This is a genomic window from Caballeronia sp. M1242 (assembly GCF_017220215.1).
Classification (GTDB): Bacteria; Pseudomonadota; Gammaproteobacteria; order Burkholderiales; family Burkholderiaceae; genus Caballeronia.
This window is the reverse complement of sequence record NZ_CP071129.1, coordinates 1,028,179-1,048,704: the sequence shown is the minus strand read 5'-3', so window position 1 is coordinate 1,048,704 and position 20,526 is coordinate 1,028,179. Positions and strand designations below refer to the sequence as shown.

23 protein-coding genes are annotated in these 20,526 nt (G+C 64.2%); 15 read left to right on the top strand and 8 right to left on the bottom strand.

What is annotated here, in order from left to right; all coding sequences use genetic code 11:
* Window positions 1-212 precede the first annotated feature (212 nt).
* The 9 genes from JYK05_RS04785 to JYK05_RS04745 all read left to right on the top strand — a co-directional run bounded on the left by JYK05_RS04785 (window position 213) and on the right by JYK05_RS04745 (window position 7,653).
* Complete coding sequence (locus JYK05_RS04785) at window positions 213-1,133, top strand: DMT family transporter (RefSeq protein WP_206467946.1); 921 nt, start codon at window positions 213-215, stop codon at window positions 1,131-1,133.
* A 170-nt stretch (window positions 1,134-1,303) separates the two neighbouring features.
* Complete coding sequence (locus tag JYK05_RS04780) at window positions 1,304-1,891, top strand: TIGR00645 family protein (protein WP_206467945.1); 588 nt, start codon at window positions 1,304-1,306, stop codon at window positions 1,889-1,891.
* Between the two features lie 47 nt (window positions 1,892-1,938).
* Complete coding sequence (locus tag JYK05_RS04775) at window positions 1,939-3,462, top strand: fumarate hydratase (protein ID WP_175940015.1); 1,524 nt, start codon at window positions 1,939-1,941, stop codon at window positions 3,460-3,462.
* A 211-nt stretch (window positions 3,463-3,673) separates the two neighbouring features.
* Window positions 3,674-4,147 (top strand): bacterioferritin, encoded by a 474-nt coding sequence (gene bfr, locus JYK05_RS04770; RefSeq protein ID WP_175940014.1) that lies wholly within the window; start codon window positions 3,674-3,676, stop codon window positions 4,145-4,147.
* Window positions 4,148-4,160: 13 nt separating this feature from the next.
* A complete protein-coding gene (gene murI / locus JYK05_RS04765) occupies window positions 4,161-5,015 on the top strand; it encodes a glutamate racemase (RefSeq protein ID WP_206467944.1) in 855 nt (284 codons plus the stop codon).
* Window positions 5,016-5,209: 194 nt separating this feature from the next.
* The gene (locus tag JYK05_RS04760) at window positions 5,210-5,434 is read left to right on the top strand and encodes a bacterioferritin-associated ferredoxin (protein ID WP_175940012.1); all 225 of its coding nucleotides are present in this window, start codon (window positions 5,210-5,212) and stop codon (window positions 5,432-5,434) included.
* 250 nt (window positions 5,435-5,684) lie between these two features.
* Window positions 5,685-6,443, top strand: coding sequence for an energy transducer TonB (locus JYK05_RS04755; RefSeq protein WP_206467943.1), 759 nt, complete (start codon window positions 5,685-5,687; stop codon window positions 6,441-6,443).
* A gap of 28 nt (window positions 6,444-6,471) precedes the next feature.
* Window positions 6,472-7,218 carry a MotA/TolQ/ExbB proton channel family protein gene (locus tag JYK05_RS04750; protein WP_206467942.1) on the top strand — a complete coding sequence of 249 codons (747 nt, stop codon included), beginning with the start codon at window positions 6,472-6,474 and terminating at the stop codon, window positions 7,216-7,218.
* A 12-nt stretch (window positions 7,219-7,230) separates the two neighbouring features.
* Window positions 7,231-7,653: a biopolymer transporter ExbD gene (locus JYK05_RS04745; protein WP_206467941.1), complete on the top strand. Its 423-nt coding sequence runs from the start codon at window positions 7,231-7,233 to the stop codon at window positions 7,651-7,653.
* A 323-nt stretch (window positions 7,654-7,976) separates the two neighbouring features.
* On the opposite strand, the gene JYK05_RS04740 is transcribed toward JYK05_RS04745, so the two are convergent.
* On the bottom strand, window positions 7,977-8,939 hold the full coding sequence (locus JYK05_RS04740) for a LysR family transcriptional regulator (protein WP_175940008.1): 963 nt from the start codon (window positions 8,937-8,939) through the stop codon (window positions 7,977-7,979).
* A gap of 167 nt (window positions 8,940-9,106) precedes the next feature.
* On the opposite strand from JYK05_RS04740, the gene JYK05_RS04735 reads away from it, so the two are divergent.
* The 4 genes from JYK05_RS04735 (at window position 9,107) to JYK05_RS04720 (ending at window position 11,407) form a co-directional block, all read left to right on the top strand.
* The gene (locus tag JYK05_RS04735) at window positions 9,107-9,973 is read left to right on the top strand and encodes a pirin family protein (RefSeq protein ID WP_206467940.1); all 867 of its coding nucleotides are present in this window, start codon (window positions 9,107-9,109) and stop codon (window positions 9,971-9,973) included.
* 126 nt (window positions 9,974-10,099) lie between these two features.
* A complete protein-coding gene (locus JYK05_RS04730; RefSeq protein ID WP_206467939.1) occupies window positions 10,100-10,507 on the top strand; it encodes an OsmC family protein in 408 nt (135 codons plus the stop codon).
* A 33-nt stretch (window positions 10,508-10,540) separates the two neighbouring features.
* The gene (locus JYK05_RS04725; protein ID WP_206467938.1) at window positions 10,541-11,029 is read left to right on the top strand and encodes an SRPBCC family protein; all 489 of its coding nucleotides are present in this window, start codon (window positions 10,541-10,543) and stop codon (window positions 11,027-11,029) included.
* Between the two features lie 132 nt (window positions 11,030-11,161).
* Complete coding sequence (locus tag JYK05_RS04720; protein ID WP_206467937.1) at window positions 11,162-11,407, top strand: hemin uptake protein HemP; 246 nt, start codon at window positions 11,162-11,164, stop codon at window positions 11,405-11,407.
* A 230-nt stretch (window positions 11,408-11,637) separates the two neighbouring features.
* Here JYK05_RS04720 and JYK05_RS04715 read toward each other — a convergent pair whose 3' ends face one another.
* From JYK05_RS04715 to uvrB, 6 genes are all read right to left on the bottom strand, one after another.
* The gene (locus tag JYK05_RS04715) at window positions 11,638-12,051 is read right to left on the bottom strand and encodes a heme-binding protein (protein WP_206467936.1); all 414 of its coding nucleotides are present in this window, start codon (window positions 12,049-12,051) and stop codon (window positions 11,638-11,640) included.
* 24 nt (window positions 12,052-12,075) lie between these two features.
* Window positions 12,076-13,428 carry a 4Fe-4S binding protein gene (locus JYK05_RS04710; protein ID WP_206468217.1) on the bottom strand — a complete coding sequence of 451 codons (1,353 nt, stop codon included), beginning with the start codon at window positions 13,426-13,428 and terminating at the stop codon, window positions 12,076-12,078.
* Window positions 13,429-13,499: 71 nt separating this feature from the next.
* The gene (locus JYK05_RS04705; RefSeq protein WP_206467935.1) at window positions 13,500-14,351 is read right to left on the bottom strand and encodes an FTR1 family protein; all 852 of its coding nucleotides are present in this window, start codon (window positions 14,349-14,351) and stop codon (window positions 13,500-13,502) included.
* A gap of 72 nt (window positions 14,352-14,423) precedes the next feature.
* Entirely contained in the window at window positions 14,424-14,753 is a 330-nt protein-coding gene (locus tag JYK05_RS04700; RefSeq protein WP_175940001.1) for a cupredoxin domain-containing protein, read from the bottom strand.
* Between the two features lie 67 nt (window positions 14,754-14,820).
* Window positions 14,821-15,366, bottom strand: a complete 546-nt coding sequence (locus JYK05_RS04695; RefSeq protein ID WP_371826403.1) for an iron transporter — start codon at window positions 15,364-15,366, stop codon at window positions 14,821-14,823.
* A gap of 290 nt (window positions 15,367-15,656) precedes the next feature.
* A complete protein-coding gene (gene uvrB / locus JYK05_RS04690; RefSeq protein WP_206467933.1) occupies window positions 15,657-17,753 on the bottom strand; it encodes an excinuclease ABC subunit UvrB in 2,097 nt (698 codons plus the stop codon).
* A 375-nt stretch (window positions 17,754-18,128) separates the two neighbouring features.
* On the opposite strand from uvrB, the gene JYK05_RS04685 reads away from it, so the two are divergent.
* Window positions 18,129-19,328 carry an amino acid aminotransferase gene (locus tag JYK05_RS04685; RefSeq protein ID WP_175939998.1) on the top strand — a complete coding sequence of 400 codons (1,200 nt, stop codon included), beginning with the start codon at window positions 18,129-18,131 and terminating at the stop codon, window positions 19,326-19,328.
* A gap of 100 nt (window positions 19,329-19,428) precedes the next feature.
* On the opposite strand, the gene JYK05_RS04680 is transcribed toward JYK05_RS04685, so the two are convergent.
* On the bottom strand, window positions 19,429-19,647 hold the full coding sequence (locus JYK05_RS04680; protein ID WP_175939997.1) for a hypothetical protein: 219 nt from the start codon (window positions 19,645-19,647) through the stop codon (window positions 19,429-19,431).
* Window positions 19,648-19,906: 259 nt separating this feature from the next.
* On the opposite strand from JYK05_RS04680, the gene JYK05_RS04675 reads away from it, so the two are divergent.
* Entirely contained in the window at window positions 19,907-20,434 is a 528-nt protein-coding gene (locus JYK05_RS04675) for a hypothetical protein (protein WP_206467932.1), read from the top strand.
* Window positions 20,435-20,526 lie beyond the last annotated feature (92 nt).

Genomic DNA, 20,526 nt, shown 5'->3' with positions numbered 1-20,526 from the left:
TTGCCAGCGCGCTTCGTTCGAGAAACGCGCTTGCCGACTCATTGCAGCCTGCATGAAGATCAAGATATGCCGCGCAACTTACCCGCTTCTTACGCGGCCGACGGCTTCGGCACGGGGTATACACGGAGTCGGCGCGGCTTCTACAATGCGTCCCCACAATCCTAACTGAACTCGCCGCGCGCTTGTCGTGCGCTCGACGCCGAAATCACAGCTTGAATCGCTACGCCCTCTATCTCATCGCGTCGATGCTGCTCGTCGGGAGCAACGTCGGCATCGGCAAGTCGATCGTGGCGTCCGTGCCGGTGCCGCTTTTCGCGCTGCTGCGCTTCGTCATCGCGCTGGCGGTGCTGTGGCCGCTGTTGCGTCCGTCGAAGATGAAGCGCGTGGCGCGCGCCGAGTGGATCAACCTCTTTCTGCAGGCGCTCTTCGGCACATTCGGCTTCACGCTGCTGATGCTCAACGGCGTCGCGCGCACGAGCGCAGTCGCGGCGGGCGTCATCACGAGCACCATGCCGGCCGTCGTCGCGCTGTTCGCGTGGCTCTTTCTCAGGGAGAAGCCGGGCGGACGAGCGTTCGCTTCCATCGCGCTGGCGGTCGTGGGCGTCGTCGTCATCAACGTCGCCCAGAGCGGCGGCGGCGGCGATCACGGCGGCGGCTCGCTCGCGGGCAATCTGATGGTGGTCGGCGCGGTCTGCTGCGAATCGCTGTACGTGATCCTGTCGCGGCGGCTGACGCAGACGCTGCCCGCCATCGACATCTGCGCGTATACCCACGGGTTAGGCTTTCTGCTGATGTTGCCGCTCGGTCTGCCGACCGCGCTCGCGTTCGACTGGCGCGGCGTCGACGGAATCACCTGGGCGCTCGTCGGATGGTATGCGCTTTCGGCGAGCGTCTTCTCCTTCTGGCTGTGGATGAAAGGCATCCGACACGTCGCCGGAAGCCTCGCGGGCGTCTTCTCGGCCGTCCTGCCGATCGCGGCGGCGCTCTACGGCATCGCGTTCCTCGGCGAGCGGCCGACGCTCGCGCATGGCATCGCGCTCGCGTGCGTGATGGCGGGCATCGTCCTCGCGAGCCTGAAGCGCCGGGCGCCCGTGGCGCGTGACGAGCGTGGGAGCCGCGAAAGCAACGTCTAGGGGCGAGTGGCCGCGCATTCCATCCGATTGACACAACAGTGCTTGCCGCTGCGTTCCGGCAGGCTCGCGCGGCGACACGCTACAATACCGGGCTTTCCCGGACGGGCCACGAACCGCCCGTTTCACGTTCCCAGCACTTCGATCTCCGCCGCCCGACCGACACGCCGCCCATGTCCGCTCAGAAGCACTTCCCCGACTCGCCCGCTCGCCCCGGCCCGATGAAGGCGCTGCCCAGATTCATCTTCATGAGCCGCTGGCTTCAGGTGCCGCTCTATCTCGGACTCATCGTCGCGCAGGGCGTCTACGTCGTCCTGTTCCTGAAGGAGGTCTGGCACCTCGTCACGCACGCGATGACGCTCGACGAAACCAACGTCATGCTGGTCGTGCTCGGCCTGATCGACGTGGTGATGATCTCGAACCTGCTCATCATGGTGATCGTCGGCGGATACGAAACGTTCGTGTCGCGTCTCGGCGTGGAAGGCCATCCCGACGAACCCGAGTGGCTCGATCACGTCAATGCGGGCGTGCTGAAAGTGAAGCTCTCGATGGCGCTCATCAGCATCTCGTCGATTCATCTGCTGAAGACTTTCATCAATCCGGATCAGCACACGTTCCATACGGTGCTGTGGCAAGTCGTGATTCACGTGGCGTTTCTCGTGTCCGCGCTCGTCATGGCCTATGTCGACCGGTTGACCACGCATACGCATCCGCGGCATTTCCACAGCGAAACGGCAACACCCCGCAGCGCACTCGATTGAAGCGTCGAAGAGAACGCACGCAGTCTTTCGTCCCCAGAGCCCAAGCCATGACCGTCATCAAGCAAGAAGACCTGATCCAGAGCATCGCCGATTCTCTGCAGTACATCAGCTACTACCATCCGCTCGACTATATTCAGGCGCTCGGCCGCGCCTACGAGTTGGAGGAAAGCCCCGCCGCGAAGGACGCCATCGCGCAGATCCTGACCAACAGCCGCATGTGCGCCGAAGGCAAGCGCCCGATCTGTCAGGACACGGGCATCGTCACGGTGTTCGTGAAGGTGGGCATGGACGTGCGTTGGGACGGCGCGACGATGTCGGTCACCGACATGATCAACGAAGGCGTGCGCCGCGGCTATCTGAACCCGGACAACGTGCTGCGTGCGTCGATCGTGAGCCCGCCCGAAGGCGCGCGCAAGAACACGAAGGACAACACGCCGGCTGTGATCCATTACGAGATCGTGCCGGGCGACAAGGTCGACGTGCAGGTCGCGGCGAAGGGCGGCGGCTCGGAGAACAAGTCGAAGTTCGCGATGCTCAATCCGTCGGATTCGATCGTCGACTGGGTGCTCAAGACCGTGCCGACGATGGGCGCGGGCTGGTGCCCGCCGGGCATGCTCGGCATCGGCATCGGCGGCACGGCCGAAAAAGCGATGGTGATGGCGAAGGAATCGCTGATGGACCCCATCGACATTCAGGACATCATCGCGCGCGGTCCGCAGGACTGGATCGAAGAACTGCGCGTCGAACTGCATGAGAAGGTGAACGCGCTCGGTATCGGCGCGCAGGGTCTCGGCGGCTTGTCGACCGTGCTCGACGTCAAGATCATGGCCGCGCCGACGCACGCGGCGAGCAAGCCCATCGCGATCATCCCGAACTGCGCGGCGACGCGCCACGCGCACTTCACGCTCGACGGCTCGGGTGCAGCCAAGCTCGACGCCCCGCCGCTCGACGCATGGCCGAAGGTCACGTGGCAGCCGAACACGGAGACGAGCAAGCGCGTCGACCTCAACACGCTGACGCCGGAAGAAGTCGCGTCGTGGAAGCCGGGCCAGACGCTCTTGCTCTCGGGCAAGATGCTGACGGGCCGCGACGCCGCGCACAAGCGCATCGCCGACATGCTCGCGAAGGGCGAAAAGCTGCCGGTCGATTTCACGAACCGCGTGATCTATTACGTCGGCCCGGTCGATCCGGTGCGCGACGAAGCGGTCGGTCCGGCAGGCCCGACGACGGCCACGCGCATGGACAAGTTCACGGAAACGATGCTCGCCCAGACCGGCCTCATCTCGATGATCGGCAAGGCCGAGCGCGGTCCGGTCGCCATCGAGGCGATCAAGAAGCACAAGGCCGCGTATCTGATGGCGGTCGGCGGCGCGGCGTATCTCGTCTCGAAGGCGATCCGCGAGGCCAAGGTGCTCGCGTTCGAAGACCTCGGCATGGAAGCCATCTACGAGTTCGACGTGAAGGACATGCCGGTTACGGTCGCGGTCGATTCGAACGGAACGTCGGTCCACAAGACCGGCCCCGCCGAATGGCAGGCGAAGATCGGCAAGATTCCGGTCGCGACGGCGTAAGCACGAGACGCGGACCGCATCGCGCATGATCTGCGCCGCGCGGTCGGAAAGCCGGGCCGCGCGCCCGGCTTTTCTTTGCAAGCCGCATTTGCCGATAGAGCGTTCCATTCTCTTTTTCGGCCGCGACAAAAAATTCCCTCTTAACCTTGGCAGGCCCCAGTCCCAAGGTTTATCTTTCCCCCATGCTCACACGCCCGGAACAAGGACACCTATGAAAGGCGACGCGAAAGTCATCGAATATCTGAACGCGCAGCTGAAGAACGAGCTCACCGCGATCAATCAATACTTCCTTCACGCCCGGATGTACAAGCACTGGGGCCTCGAGCAACTGAACAAGCACGAATACGACGAGTCGATTGGCGAGATGAAGCACGCCGACTGGCTGATCCAGCGCGTGTTCATGCTCGACGGCTTGCCGAACCTGCAGGACCTGCACAAGCTTTTGATCGGCGAAGAGACCAAGGAAATCATCGAGTGCGATCTGAAGCTCGAGCAGATTTCGCAGTCGACCTGCAAGGAAGCCATCGCGTATTGCGAGTCCGTGCGGGACTACGTTTCGCGCGATATCTTCGACAAGATTCTGAACGACACCGAAGAGCACATCGACTGGCTCGAAACGCAACTGGATCTGATCGACAAGGTCGGCATCCAGAACTATCAGCAGAGCATGATGGGCGAGCAATAAGCCGTCTCAAACGATGTCCGCTGTCGTCGCATCCCCCCTCGCCGCGAACGCGCGCGCGCCGGCTGGCGCAGACGCGCCTGTCGGCATCTTCGATTCCGGGCTCGGCGGTCTGTCCGTGTTGCGCGCGGTGCGCGCGCTGCTGCCGCACGAGCAGTTGATCTACGTGGCGGATTCGCTGCACGCACCCTACGGCGAGCGCGACGATGCGTTCATCACCGCGCGCACCACGGCCATCGGCGAATGGCTCGTCGGACAGGGCGTGAAGGCGCTCGTCGTCGCATGCAACACGGCGACCGCGCAATCCATCGCGCACGTGCGCGAGCGGCTCGCGATCCCGCTCGTCGGCGTCGAGCCCGGCGTGAAGCCGGCCGCGGCGGTGTCTAGAACCGGCGTGGTCGGCGTGCTGGCCACGCAGGCGACGCTGCGAAGCGCGCGCTTTCAGTCGCTTCTTGACCGCTATGCCGGCAATTGCCGCTTCATATGCCAGCCGGGGCACGGGCTGGTGCAGGCGGTGGAGCGGTGCGACACGTCGTCGCCCGAACTCATGGCGCTGCTCGAAAGCTATCTCAAACCGATGCTCGACGCGGGCGCCGACACCCTCGTGCTCGGCTGCACGCACTACCCTTTTCTTGACCGCGCCATTCGCGAGATTGCGGGCGAGCGGCTGCATATCGTCGATACGAGCGTCGCAGTCGCGCGGCAACTCGAACGCCTGCTCGACGCGAGCGGACTCCGCAACGCCGATGCGTCGGTCGCAGCGACCCCGCTTTTCTACTCCACCGCCGATGGCGAACCGCAGCGACAACTCGCCGCCTCGTTGCTGCAAATCCAGGCGAATGTGCGGCATGTCGATATTCCGAGCGCCTAAATCTCCACAGCGCGCGCAGGGTTGCTGCTTAGCCTTGAGGCGCGAGGACAGCCGCTCTGCCCCGCCCGGCAAGCCTCCGGCGGGCGAACCGGCCGAGTCCCGCATCCTGTTACAAAAATCCCCGCTCCTCGCTTGCCAAGCTCGCGACACTGAATGATAATAATTCGCATTAACGGAAGCTATCGCGAACCATCATGATCGTCTGTGTCTGCAAGTCAGTGTCCGACAGAAAGATTCGCGCCGCCATCGCGGAGGGCGTCGATACGTTCGACGAGCTCCAGTTCGAACTCGGCGTCGCCATGTGCTGCGGGAAGTGCGAAGAGAGCGTGCGCGATGTGATGGTGCAAAGCGGCGTCTGCGCCTCGCATTGCGGCGTGCAGGCAGCGCCGGTCACGTTCTACGAACGCCAGGCGGCCTGACGCTCCCGCGCCAGCGGTCGCGCCGTTTGGCCGCGGCCGCGCCGGTAGCCAACCGCAGTACCTTCTGCAAACCGTTCAGTCCTGTCCGAGGAGAACGAGATGGAATTGCTGATCGGTTTTGTGGCTACCCTGTTCATTTCGCTGCTGATATTTCGTCGATGACTTCGCCCTTCGCTTTCGGGCCAGCTTATGTTCGGGATCTCAGCATCAGGAGCCGTCAGGCAAGCAGACTCTCGAACAACGCCCAAGAATGCAGTCCCCGACCACGTCTTCAGCCGCCTTTTCGCCCGCGCCGTCATCCGGCATCAGTCCTCGCATGGTCGCCGCGTGCGCGCTGGTACTCGCGATTCATGCGGCGCTCCTCGGCACCGTGCTGACGATGCGGCACGAAGCGCCGCCGCGCCCAGTCGAAGCCAAGGCGATCACCGCGCAGCTGATTAGCGAGACGCCGCAGCCCGCGCCCCAGCCGGTTGCCGTCCAGTCACCGCCGACGCCCCAGCCGCCGAAACCCGTTCCGCAGCCGAAGCCGCAGCCGCAGCCGAAGATCAAGCCCAAGGCCGAGCCGAAGCCCGCGCCGATGCCGGTCACGCCAGCGCCGGCGCCGATTGCGGCGCCCGCGCCCGAGCCCACGCCGCCGGCGCCCCCCGCTCCGCCGCCGCCCGCCCCCGCGCCGGCCGCCCCGGCGCCGGCCGCGCCCGCCATCGGCAAGCCGACGATGGACCTCGCCGCGCCGAAGAACGTCGCGCGCCTGTCGTGCAATATCGCGCAGCCGGACTATCCTGCCATGTCGCGCCGCCGGGGCGAGACGGGTACGGCGCTGGTCAAGCTGACCGTCGGCCTGTCGGGCAAGATCGAAAACGTGACGCTGCAAAAAAGCAGCGGCTCCTCGCGCCTCGACGACGCCGCGCTCGACGCCGTTCGTTCCAGCGCATGCACGCCCTACAAGGAAAACGGCGAGGCGATCCGCGCCACGGCCACCGTCCCGTTCGTCTTCAGCCTGAACGACTGACCGGTTTTTTGGAAACAAGGAAACAGCAATGCAAAACTACGGAATTGCGCACGTCTGGGCGCAAGGCGATTTCGTGACGCGCGGCATCGCGCTCGCGCTCGTCATCATGTCGGTGCTCTCGTGGACGGTGATCGTCGTGAAGGCGTGGAACGTCGTGCGGCTCAAGCGCCTGACGAAGAACGCGGAGCAGGCGTTCTGGCATTCGGACGATTTCAACGACGGCATCCAGAAACTGGGCGCGCAGTCGTCGAGCGCAGCGGACAACCCGTTCCTCGCGCTCGCGCTCGCAGGCCAGGAAGCGGCGGACCATCATCACCAGACGCAGCCGCATCTGCACGATCGCATGGATGTCTCCGACTGGATCACGCGCTGCCTGAAAGACGTGATGGACGAAGGCGTCGGCCGGATGCAGGCGGGGCTCGCGGTGCTGGCGTCGATCGGCAGCACGTCGCCGTTCGTCGGACTGTTCGGCACGGTGTGGGGCATTTATCACGCGCTCCTGACCATCGGCGCGACGGGGCAAACGTCGATCGATCAGGTCGCGGGCCCGGTCGGCGAATCGCTCATCATGACCGCGTTCGGCCTCTTCGTCGCGATTCCGGCGGTGCTCGGCTACAACGCCCTCACCCGCGCGAACAAGAGCATCGTGACCAAGCTGAACCGCTTCGCGCACGGCCTGCACGCGTTCTTCGTCACGGGCTCGAAGCTGTCGTCGACCAAGCGCGCGACGACCGGGCAATCCGACAGCCTGCGTCTTGCGACGCGCGCAAGCTAAGCGGAGGTTCGCATGGCCATGAGCCCATTCGCCGGCGACGAAGACGACGGCATGATGAGCGAGATCAACATGACGCCGCTCGTCGACGTCATGCTCGTTCTCCTCATCATTTTTCTGGTGACCATTCCCGCGATGCATCACGCGGTGAAGATCGACTTGCCGCACGCGAGCAGCCAGCCGCAGGACGAAAAGCCCGCGCATGTCGACGTCGCGATAGAGGCCGACGGCACGATTCTCTGGAACGACCAGAAGATCGACGACGCAGCGCTCGACGCGCGCATCGCGCAGGCGTCGAAAAAGACGCCGCAGCCGGAATTGCGCCTGCGCGCGGATCGCAAGGTGCCGTATGAGCGCGTCGCCGATGTGATGTCCGCCGCGCAGGCGGGCGGCTTGTCGAAGATCGGTTTCGTGACGCAGCCGAAGAGCGCCAAGTAAGCGGCCGACAACGCGCGACAAAGCAAAAGGCCTTCATCGTCGGATGAAGGCCTTTTTTCGTGCGCACTCGGCGCATTCGGGCGAGACGATTACTTCGGGCTCGAATACCCTGAGCCGCCAGAACCGTCACATGCGGCAGCCGTGGTCGACACGGACAGCGCGATCAGCCCTATCAGGCTAACTATCAGAGTAGCCGTCAGTTTTCGCATAAGAAGCTCCTTAGCGAAAGAGACCTCAATATAACGCCGCCGATTTTGCCGTACAAGATTCCGCGCGATTGAATCTCTGCATCGCAAACGCGTGCTTCAATGTCTGAAGCGATGCTAAACCGTCTCCTGCTCGGCAGGCTCGATGACCGGACATTCGCCGGGAAAGCGCTTGCCGTCGTCGATGCATTCGACGAGAAAATCGACGAACGCGCGAATAGCCGGGACCATGCCCTGCCGCGACAGGAACACGGCGTAAAGCTGCGGCGTCGGAAAGGTCCAGCCCGGCATCACGGGCGAGAGCTGCCCGCTTCGGAGCGGCGCGCCGTACATCATCTCGGGCAACGCCGCGATGCCGACACCGCGCATCACGGCTTCGCGAATCATCGAAAGGTCGGCGGTCACGAGCCGCGGCTCGTGCTCGAACTCGTGACGTGTGCCGTCGGGCGCGATGAGGCGATACACGTGCCGCCCGTCCGCCGATGGCATGTCGAGCGTGTCGTATTGCGCGAGGTCCGCGACGCTCATCGGCGGCGCGTTCGGCTTGAGCAGCGAGGGCGCGGCAACCAGCATCTGCTGCGTGCGCCACAGCGGCCGCGCGACGACGTTGGAACTCGCGGGCGGCTCCGAGCGCACGCGCAGCGCGACGTCGATGGCGTCCTCGAAGAGATCCACGACGCGGTTCGTCACGCGCAACACGACGCGCACTTCCGGATAGCGATGCATGAAGTCGGGCATGACGGCCGCGAGGAAGGTCTGCGCGATGGTCACGGGCACGCTCACGCGCACGGTGCCGCGCGGCGAATCGCGCAGGCTCTGCACGACGTTGACGGCGGCCTGCGCCTCGGCGAGCATCGCCTGGCAGTGCTGGTAGAACAGTTGTCCTGCTTCGGTGAGCGCGAGCTTGCGCGTGGAACGCTGCAAGAGCCGCACGCCGAGCGATGCCTCCAGTTCCGACACGCGCCGAGACAGCCGCGACTTCGAAATGCCCAGCACGCGCTCGGCCGCGGAAAAACCGCCGTGTTCGACGACGTGCGAGAAGTACATCAGATCGTTGAGATCGTGCGAATCGGATGTCATGGCGTGTGCGGCTCTGGCTGTTGTCGCCGGCGCGAGGCCGGTTTGTTTATCGCAGCAGGACAATCCATTGCGCTGCGGCGTCTTTTACCCACAAATACGGCTCATATAATAGCTTCGTGTTTCACATTTATCGCTATTCCCCTAATGGCGAAGCGAGGCAAAACATCATGAGCCGCACCATTTCGAGCATCATTCCCGCCATGCGCACCGTCGAAGGCGGCGGATTCGTCGTGCATCGCCCGTTTCCGACGCGCCTTCTGATGGACTTCGATCCGTTCCTGTTGCTCGACGAGATGGGCCCGATCGACTACGCGCCCGGCGAGGCGAAAGGCGCGCCCGATCACCCGCATCGCGGCTTCGAAACGGTGACGTACATGCTCGAAGGCGAGTTCGGCCACAAGGATTCGGCCGGGCATTCCGGCACGCTGCGTCCAGGCGACGTGCAATGGATGACCGCCGGCGCGGGCGTCGTGCACAGCGAAATGCCGGGCGAAGCGTTCGCGCAGCGCGGCGGGCGCGTGCACGGGCTGCAACTGTGGGTGAATCTGCCCAAGCGCGACAAGATGATCGCGCCGCATTACCAGGAGATCCCGTCCGAACGCATTCCCGTGGCGACGAGCGAGGACGGCAAAGTGCGCGTGAAGGTGATCGCGGGCGAAGCGCTCGGCGTGAAGGCCGCGATCGAAACGCGCACGCCCATCCTGTATCAGCATTTCTCGCTGCAACCGGGCGCGACCATCGAGCATCGCGTGCCGCGCGATTTCCGCGTGTTCGCCTACAGCCTCTCGGGCACCGCGCTGTACGGTCCGCAGCGCCAGCCGGTGCGCGCGCAGCAGATGATCATCTTCCGCGACGATGCCGATACGATCACGCTCGCCGCAGGAGACGAGCCCGCCGAAGTGCTGCTGTTCGGCGGCGTGCCGCTGAAGGAGCCGGTCGTGCGCTATGGCCCGTTCGTGATGAACACGGAAGACGAGATTCGTCAGGCCGTGATCGACTTTCAGGCGGGCCGCATGGGCGCGATCACGCACTGAGCGGGCGTATCGCAGCGTTGAAATAATGCGCGACGGCGCGGCAAGAACGGGTACATTGCGTCACAATGACCGTTCGGCCGGCGCCGTCTTTTCGCGCTTGTCATCGATAAATCCGAGGAAACGCGCATGTCCGCTCCCGTCGTGACCGCCACCATCGGCAGCGCCGATTACGAAACCCGCCTCGAAGACGGCACGCATACGTGGTTCGCCGACGAGCCGGCTAGTCTCGGCGGCGCGGATTCGGCGCCGCAGCCTTCGTCGCTCCTCCTGTCGAGCCTCGGCGCGTGCACGTCCATCACGCTGCGCATGTACGCGAAGCGCAAAGGCTGGCCGCTCACGTCACTGCGCGTCGAGCTGTCGATGAACACCACGGCGGACGGCACCGTGATCGACCGCCGCATCTCGCTGGACGGCCCGCTCGACGAAGCGCAACGGGAACGTCTCTTGCAAATTGCCAATGCCTGCCCGATGCACAAGGTTCTCGTCGGTGCCATTCGCATCGACTCGGGGCTCGTTCCCGCCGAACCGGTGTGACCGGGCGTCACGAACGTCCAAGGAAACGTCGTCTTGAATTTCGAACACCTGATCCAGATTAACGATCCGACGAACCCGCTCGTCGACTCGCTGACGCGCGAGCAACTGTGGGAAGGCCTCGTGCTGCGCGCGGAACAGCCGCAGCTTTTCGTGCTGGGCCTCGATAGCTGCGCAATCCTTTTCCGCGAAGGCGATGTGATGGAGCGCGAGCTGCACTACGGTCAGGCCGTGGTGCGAGACCGCGTGACGCTCGATCCGCACAACAGCGTGCGCTACGACATCCTGCCAACTGCCGAGCACGTCGGCGGCTCGCTCACGATGGCTATCGAGCAGCCCGACGCCCTACAGCTTTTCCTGCGCTTCACCTACAGCACGACGCTGCCCGAGAGGGAGAACTCCACGCCCGACGAGCGGCAGACGCAGGAGATCGTGAAATCGGCGTATCGCGAGTCGGATATCGATACGGTGAGGCTCATTCGGCAGTACGCGCACGGGCGCACGGGCGAGAGTCCGCTCCACTGACGCACGACGGATGAAGCGCGGCTATCGGAAGCCGCGTTTTCATCGGAAAGCCTTAGTTGCAAATAGGAATAGTTATCATTTACTATGGGTCCAACGAATCAACGACAGCACTTTCCGACCGACACGACCGACATGACCGACACGCCGCGATCCACCACGCTCAGGCTGCGCCGCCCGCTTGCTCGCGACGCGGCCATTACTCGCCCGAAGGCGCCGGCGGAAGCCGCGGAGCGCGTCCCGGCGAACGATGCCAACAGCGAACGGTCGTTGCGCAGCGACGCGCTGCTGCAAGGCCGCAGCCATGTCGCCATCGTGCATAACGGGGAAACGTATCAATTGCGCGCGACGCGTCTGGGCAAGCTCATCCTGACGAAGTAGCGCGAAAGAACAGCAGGACGTACCGGGTATTGTGGGGACCACCTCGCCAAGAGGTGTTTGGCCTTAGCCAGCAAGGACGACTTGCACGCGAGAATTTAGACCCCTTCGTGCAAACACCAGCCAGTCGTCGGTAGCCAGCGAAGCCGTTTTTTTGCCGCTCCAACGCTTAAACAAACGGCGCGATCTCTTGCGAGACGGCGCCGTTTTTCTATCTGCGATCAACCGCGAACTCAGACGTTCTCGATTCCCAACGCCGCGATACCCGCGCGCGCGATCTGTGCATCCTGATCCGACTTCACGCCCGACACGCCGACCGCCCCGACGATATCCGTGCCGACGAAAATCGGCACGCCGCCTTCGAGCATCGCCGTCATCGGCGCGGAGAGGAACGCGGTGCGCCCCTGCTTGATGGTGTCTTCGTAGACCTTCGTCTCGCGGCGGCCGAGCACGGCCGTGCGCGCCTTGCCCGTCGCCATTTCCACCGTGCTCGCGCCCGCTCCTTCCAGCCGATGCAGATGCAGCAGATGCCCGCCGTCATCGACGATGGCGATGGTCACGTTCCAGTTGTGATGCTTCGCGTGCGCCTCGGCGGCGGCGGCCATGGCTAACACGTCGTCGTCGGTCAGTGCGGGTTTCGTTCTCACTTGGCGCGCCCTCGCGTGCTGGCGTTATCGGGAAAAGCCCCAAAACATCAGGTACCAGGCGCTGTCGACCACGGCCAGCGCCGCGATCAACCATATCATCGAAAGCAGCCGGGGACCAGGCGTCGACGCATAGCGCCCGGTCACGCGCCACGCGAGCCACGCGCTCCACACATTCGCGATGGCCAGAAGCGCGAGCCGCAAGTCCGCGACCCACCACAGCGGCACGTGCTCGGCGCGCAGAAGCGAAACCGTGGTCGCCGAAAGACCGAGGAATACGCCGACGCCCGCAATCGGAATCAGCGCGAGCGTCAGATGATGCACCCGCGTCGCGTTCAGCTTCCCGAGCATGCGCGCGCCCATTGCGATGAGCCCGAGCAGCGTCGTGCCGTAGACGAGCGCCGTCGCGAGGATGTAGCCGACGACCATCGTGCCGTCGAGCCACGAGAAGACGTCGTTCTGTTCCGGATAATGCGTGAACAGAAACCACGGCGCGTTGGTGTCGAGCGGCCAGAGGATGTTGTGATCGATCAGCCAGCCCGCGAAAAGCTGCTTCAGATCGACGAACCACGTGCTCACCGTCCAATGGAACGCGCCGATGGCAATGCCGAGCAGGCCATAGAGAATCAGCGCGGTGTCCCACGGATTCGCCGCCTTGTCGCCGAGCTTCACGACTTCCTCGGCGGGCGAGCGCCACGTCAGCGCGATCGCATCGCGATGGCCGCTGCAACGCCCGCACATATGGCAATCCGCGGCGCCCTTCATGTTGCGCAGCGGCACGAGCGGCGCGCAGTTGATCGGAATGACGCGGTGCCCGTGTTCGCCCTGCTTGTAAGAGCGGCGCCACGCGTCTTCGCTGACCTTGTAGTGAAACGGCGCGAGACGCGCGAGCAGCGAGAACACGCCGTTGACCGGACACAGATACTTGCACCACACGCGCTTCTCGCGGCCGTACAGCAGGCCGATGATGATCGCCGCGACCGTCGAGCCGCCGAGCACGAGCAGCACGGCCTTCGGATATTGATAGACGCTGACCATCTGGCCGTAGATGGTCGTGAGTCCGAACGCGACGAACGGCCAGCCGCCCCAGCGCATCCAGTGCGGAATCGCGCGCCCGCGGCCGAAGCGGCTCGCGAACTCGGTCAGCGCGCCTTCGGGACACAGCACGCCGCACCACACGCGGCCGAGCATGACCATCGACAGGAGCACGAACGGCCACCAGATGCCCCAGAACACGAACTGCGCCGCGAGCGTCAGGTTGTTCCAGAGATGCGCGGAGCCGTCGGGCAGCGGCAGCACGGCCGGAACGATGATCAGAAACGCATACACGGCAACGACGACCCACTGAATTCCGCGGATCACGCTGCCGTGCCGTTGCATCCAGTGGCCGGCTTGCTGCAGCCGGCTCTGGGCTTGCGTATCGGGTTGCACGCTTTGTTGCATCGAGGAGCTCATGCCGGGCGTCCGGCCGCCTTCTGTTTCTGCGCCATCTGGCTATTCGAGCGGCGCAACAGGAGATAGATGACGATCCAGTACACCGCATACGCGACGATGTTCATCCCCGCCGGATGCGCGCGATACCCCGTGAGCGTCGCGACGAGCGAGCCGAAGGTGCCGGAGTCGTCGAGGATCGCGGAGGTGTTCCACATCTGATTGACGATGACGGGCAGCACTTCCATGTCGATCAGCTTGTCGACGCCCGTCTCGAAGAGACCCGCGGCGAGGAACAGCAGCATGATCTCGGTCACGCGGAAGAACGCGCGCCACGAGAACACCTTGCCGCCGAGCTGAAGCACGTAGAAGGTGAGGAGCGCGAGCCCGAATCCGATGATGATGGCCGCATACTGCGAAGCCGCGACGTGCCCGGTTTGCCCGAAGCCGACGCCGTACAGGAACACGGCGGTTTCGCTGCCTTCGCGCGCGATGGCGAGCGCGACGAGCAGCGCGATGCCCCACCAGTGGCCGTCCTGCGTGGTCTTTTGCAGCGACGTTTCCATGTCGCGTTTCAACGTGCGGCCGTGGCGCTTCATCCACAGCACCATCTGCACGATCAGCACGCACGCGACGAGCACCATCGCCGTCTGAAAGTAGTCTTGAGCATTGCCGGAGAGGACTTCGGTAAAGCCGATCAGCGCTGCCCCGAGGCCGACCGCCGCGAGCAATCCCGCCACGACGCCGAACCACAGATAAGGCAGGCCGCGACGCGCCTGATGATCGCCGTTCTTGAGCCACGCGTACAGAATGCCGACGACGAGAAGCGCCTCGACGCTTTCCCGCCACACGATGAAAAGTACCTGCCCCATATCGAAACTCCCTGCCCGTTCTGCTGTATCGGCCGCGCGATGCCTATGCTGAAGCGCCGCGCGGCTCAATCATCACTTCGCGACGATCACGCCTTGCGCCGTCTGATGAAAATCGTCGAAGAACTTGTACTCGCCCGGATCCAGCGGCGCGATCACCACGAACGAATCCGCGCCCGGCGCCAGCACTTTCTCTTTGCGCAACTGCACGCTTTCGAACTCGGCCGCGCCCTTGCCCACGTTGTGCACTTCGATCTTGATGCGCTGTCCCGCCGGCACCTCGATGCGCGCCGGGTTCAGCTTGCCGTCGTTCATTTCCAGCTTGAACGTCGGCAGATCGGCCGCGCTCGCCGTGCCGGCCAGCACGGACAACGCGAGCGCCACTGCCTGAATTTTCGAGTTCATTCTTTCTTCCCGAAGATGCACGCGCCCGCTTCATGCGACACGCCGGGCGCGCAATCGAGCGAACTGCTTAATATCCGCCCTTCTTGCCGATGCCCGCGAACGGGAAGTCGTACTCGATGGTGAACGGCTTGAACCACGCGCCGACGCCCGTTTCCTTGTCGGTGTGACGGCCGAACGCCATGTGGCCCGTCTCCGACGGCGGCGCGATATGCAACTTCAGGTGATACTTGCCCGGCCCGAACAGCTTGACGTTGTCGCCGTAGTGCGGGCCGTCGCTCGCGACCATCGGCATCAGGTCGCCCTTGATCGACTGCGTCGTGCCGACCTTGCTCAGTTCGTACGTGACGTTCAGGTACGGCATCCAGTCGCCTTCCGCGAAACCGGTCGGATTGTTCTTGACCGCGTGGATGTCGGCTTCCAGATGGATGTCCGAATCCGACGCCTTGCGCATCATGCCTTCCGGCGCCATCGTGATCGGCTGAAGATAGACGGCCCCCGTTTCCATGCCGCCTTCGATGTGCTGCTTGCCGATCGGATATTCGGCAGCCGAGGCCGCCATCATCGCCGTGAGACCAGCGGCGGCGACGAGGCCGCGCGTCAACGTTGAAACCATCAAACACACTCCTTTCTTGTTATCGGTCGGCGCGTGCGGCGTTGCTTCGCGCTGCCTTGCCACGAGACGGCTGCATCGACATTTCGGGTCACCCGAGCGGGTTGTGCCGTAACGTTAATGCGAACCATTCTCAATGTTTGTCAGTTTAGCATCGTTTGATGCGGCGAACAATTTGATGGAGTGAATGAGACTAATGCTGGTAAGGGTTTTCGGCTGACGGGCGGCTTTCACCGACGGCCACGAGAGTCGCGAAAGGCGGCGAACTCCAGCCTCGTCGCCTTCCCGGACGCTCATTTGCCGCCGATTCCGCCCACGTGATCGCCCACGTTCGCGCCGAACACACGCTGGCGCAGGAGCGCCAATTGGTCGCGGGTTTGCGCCGCCTTCTCGAATTCAAGGTTCTTGGCGTGATCCATCATCTGCTTTTCGAGGCGCTTGATTTCCTTCGCGATCTGCTTCTCGCTCATGTCCTCGAACTTGGCGCGCGCCTGCGCTTCCTTCAGCTCGGCGCGCGCTTCGTCGGCGCTGTAGACGCCGTCGATGATGTCCTTGATGCGCTTCTCCACGCCGCGCGGCGTGATGCCCATCGCCTGGTTATGCGCGATCTGCTTCGCGCGCCGCCGCTCGGTTTCGTCGATGGCGCGCTTCATCGAGTCGGTCATATTGTCGGCATAGAGAATCGCCTTGCCGTTCACGTTGCGCGCCGCCCGGCCGATGGTCTGGATCAGCGAACGCTCGGCGCGCAGGAAGCCTTCCTTGTCGGCGTCGAGAATCGCGACGAGCGACACTTCCGGGATATCCAGCCCTTCGCGCAGCAAGTTGATGCCGACGAGCACGTCGAAGGTGCCGAGCCGCAGATCGCGGATGATTTCGACGCGCTCGACAGTATCGATATCGCTGTGCAAGTAGCGCACTTTCACGCCGTGATCCGAGAGGAACTCGGTTAACTGCTCCGCCATCCGCTTGGTCAGCACGGTGACGAGCACGCGCTCCTGCACGGCCACGCGCGCGTTGATCTCCGAGAGCACGTCGTCCACCTGCGAGCGCGCGGGCCGCACTTCGATTTCCGGATCGACGAGGCCGGTCGGGCGCACGAGCTGCTCGGCGACCTGCCCCGCCTTCTTTTGCTCATAGTCGGCGGGCGTGGCCGAGACGAAGATCGCCTGACGCATCTTGCGCTCGAATTCGTTGAACTTGAGCGGCCGGTTGTCGAGCGCGGACGGCATGCGAAAGCCGTAATCGACGAGATTCTCCTTGCGCGCGCGGTCGCCGTTGTACATGCCGTTCAACTGGCCGATCAGCACGTGCGATTCGTCCAGAAGCATCAGCGCGTCGGGCGGCAAATAATCGACGAGCGTCGGCGGCGGCTCGCCGGGCGCGGCGCCCGAGAAGTGCCGCGAGTAGTTCTCGATGCCCTTGCAGAACCCGAGTTCCTGAAGCATTTCCAGATCGAAACGCGTGCGCTGTTCGAGCCGCTGGGCCTCGACGAGCTTGCCCTCGCGGTGGAAAAACTCCAGCCGGTCGCGCAGTTCTTCCTTGATCGTCTCGATGGCGCGCATCACGGTGTCGCGCGGCGTCACGTAATGTGACGACGGATACACCGTGAAGCGCGGAATCTTGTTGCGCACCCGCCCGGTGAGCGGATCGAAGAGCTGCATCGCCTCGATCTCGTCGTCGAACAGCTCGACGCGCACGGCCATTTCCGCATGTTCCGCCGGAAAGATGTCGATGGTGTCGCCGCGCACGCGGAACGTGCCGCGCTGGAAGTCCGCTTCGTTGCGGTTGTACTGCATCGCGATCAGCCGCGCGATGATGTCGCGCTGGCCGAGTTTGTCGCCCGTGCGCAGCGTCAGAATCATCTTGTGATACTCGGACGGATTGCCGATACCGTAGATCGCCGACACCGTCGCCACGATCACCACGTCGCGCCGCTCCAGAAGGCTCTTGGTGGCCGAGAGCCGCATCTGTTCGATGTGCTCGTTGATCGACGAATCTTTCTCGATGAAAAGATCGCGCTGCGGCACGTACGCTTCCGGCTGGTAATAGTCGTAGTACGAGACGAAGTACTCGACCGCGTTGCGCGGGAAGAACTCGCGGAATTCCGCGTAGAGCTGCGCGGCGAGCGTCTTGTTCGGCGCAAAGACGATGGCCGGCCGGCCGAGCCGCGCGATGACGTTGGCCATCGTGAAGGTCTTGCCGGAGCCCGTGACGCCGAGCAGCGTCTGGAACGAGAGGCCGTCCTCGACGCCTTCGACGAGCGTCGCGATGGCGTCGGGCTGGTCGCCGGCGGGCGGATACGGTTGATAGAGCTGAAACGGCGAGCCGTCGAAGGTGACGAACTTCGACTCGTCCAGTGCGTCGGGCGCTTCGATGAGGGTATCGGACATGGGAAACGGAGTCTTCGCCGGGACAAACACTTATTCTAGCGGCTGCCGCAAAACTGGCGCGGCGCCCGGACGGGTGCGAAAAGGGCGTCGGAATGACGCGTATGAAAATGCACATTGGGCTCGTCCGGGCGATCTCAAGCGCTTTCTCGGCGCTCGCCGGGCGCCTTGCGACCGAACCGGTAAAAAGCACGCGCGTTCTCGCCACTGCGCGCCGAAAAGATGCGACGGATTCGATACAATGTGCGACTGGGCTGAACGGCGCGCGAGCGTTTTCTGAACCGCGCACCGCCGTCGATGCCCACGCGCCGCATTCGTCGCCGCGCGACCGCCGTCCGCATTTGCCGCAGCCTGTCCTTTCCACACTGCCGATAGATCATGTCCCTTTTTTCTGCCGTCGAACTCGCCCCCCGCGACCCGATTCTGGGCCTCAACGAAGCCTTCAACGCCGATCCGCGCCCGACCAAAGTCAATCTCGGCGTCGGCGTGTACACGAATGAAGAAGGCAAGATTCCGCTGCTGCGCGCCGTGCGCGAGGCGGAAAAAGCTCGCGTCGAGGCTGCGCTGCCGCGTGGTTATCTGCCGATCGACGGCATCGCCGCGTATGACGCCGCCGTGCAATCGCTGCTGCTCGGAAAAGACTCGCCGTTGATCGCAGACGGCCGCGTCGTCACGGCGCAGGCGCTCGGCGGCACGGGCGCGCTGAAGATCGGCGCCGACTTTCTGAAGCGCATGAACCCGAACGCGATCGTCGCGATCAGCGATCCGAGTTGGGAAAACCATCGCGCGCTGTTCGAAGGCGCGGGCTTCGAGGTCGTCAACTATCCGTACTACGACGCCGCGACGCACGGCGTGAACTTCGAAGGCATGCTGGCCGCGTTGAACGGCTACGCGGCGGGCACGATCGTCGTCTTGCACGCGTGCTGCCATAACCCGACTGGCGTCGATCTGACCGACGCGCAGTGGGCGCAGGTCGTCGAAGTGGTGAAGGCGCGCAATCTCGTGCCGTTCCTCGACATCGCGTATCAGGGTTTCGGCGAGAGCATCGAGGCCGATGCCGCCGCCGTGCGCCTCTTTGCCGCGGCCGGACTGAACGTGTTCGTGTCGTCGTCGTTCTCGAAGTCGTTCTCGCTGTACGGCGAGCGCGTCGGCGCATTGAGCATCATCACCGCGAGCAAGGAAGAATCGGCGCGCGTGCTGTCGCAACTGAAGCGCGTCATCCGCACCAACTATTCGAATCCGCCGACGCACGGCGGCTCGATCGTCGCGGCCGTGCTGGCATCGCCCGAACTGCGCGCGACGTGGGAGCAGGAACTCGGCGAAATGCGCGACCGCATTCGCGCGATGCGCAACGGCCTCGTGCAGCGTCTGAAGGCGGCTGGCGTGGACCGTGACTTCTCGTTCGTCGACAAGCAGCGCGGCATGTTCTCCTACTCGGGGCTGACCGCCGCTCAGGTCGACCGCCTGCGCGAGGAGTTCGGCATCTACGCGGTGAGCACGGGCCGCATCTGCGTGGCTGCGCTGAACACGCGCAATCTCGATGTCGTCGCCAACGCGGTCGCCAGCGTGCTGAAGTAAGCGGCGTTAACGCGCGATCGCTGGAAACACAAACGGCGTCTTTCGCATGAAAGACGCCATTTTTTGTGCGCCGCGTGGACGGCCATAGTGGCCGGAGCGGTCAGAGCGCGCGGGAAGCCGGGCCGACAGCGGGCGCCGCTTCGTCCGATTCGACGAGACCGTAGGAAATCGCGCGGGCCAATTCCGCGCTCACGCTCGCGACGCCCGGTTGCTTGTGACGCACGGCGGCGGACTCGCGCTCCTGCGCGTGCATGCATACGGTCAGCGCGGCGAGCAACAACACCGCGAGAGGCCAGTAGGTCGATATTTTCTTTCTCATGGGACTACCTTCATTGGATGCCGGAGCGGGCAGATCGCCCACTTATCGACGCTACGAATGGTACGGAATCGTCCATCTCTTAAAAAGCCGGCTATGAGCGAAAGTCCGTTGCGCGAAGGACAACAAGCAAGGCCCGGCCCGACCGCTTCACTGAAACGAAAAGTGCAACAGCGGTCATAAAACCTTACAAAGTTCTTGGGGACTTTGGCCTCAAGCTGATGTCTCATGAAACATGCTTGCAACGAAACGCTCAACGGTCATGAAAGTCGCTGGATTGCTTGTCTTCTCATCTGCGCTGCTGCTCGGCGGCTGCGCAGCCTACCCTGACGGTCCCACGTACGGCGGCTATTCCGCCCCGTACTACGGCGATCCGGGTTACGACGCGTACGGATACGGCGGCCCCGTGGTGCAGCCGGGCGTCGTGATTCAGGGTGGTTATTACGGCGGCGGCGGCTATTACCCCGGCCCCGGACGCTACTGGGACGATGGCCCTGGCTGGCGCCACGCCCCTCCGCGCGGATGGAACGACGGCGGCCACCACCGCGGCGGTCCGCCGCCGGGTCACGAGGGACAGGCCGGCGGTCCGCCCCAGCACGGCGGCGGTGGCAATCCCCAGGCGGGCGGCGCGCCGCATGGCGGCGGCGGTGGCCCGTTGCCGCAGGCAGTCGGCGGCGCGCGACCACGGCCGCCACAGCCCGCGCCTGCCCCGGCACCCGCGGGCGGCCGCGGTGAACCCGGTCGAGGCGCAGCCGATCAGCGCGGCTTTCTCGGGCGCACCGGCGGCTAGCGGGCACTGAGGAACGGCGAAATGGAAAAGGCCGCGCCGAATCACGCGATCCGGCGCGGCCTTCCCTTATGCGCGATGAGTCGACCGACCAA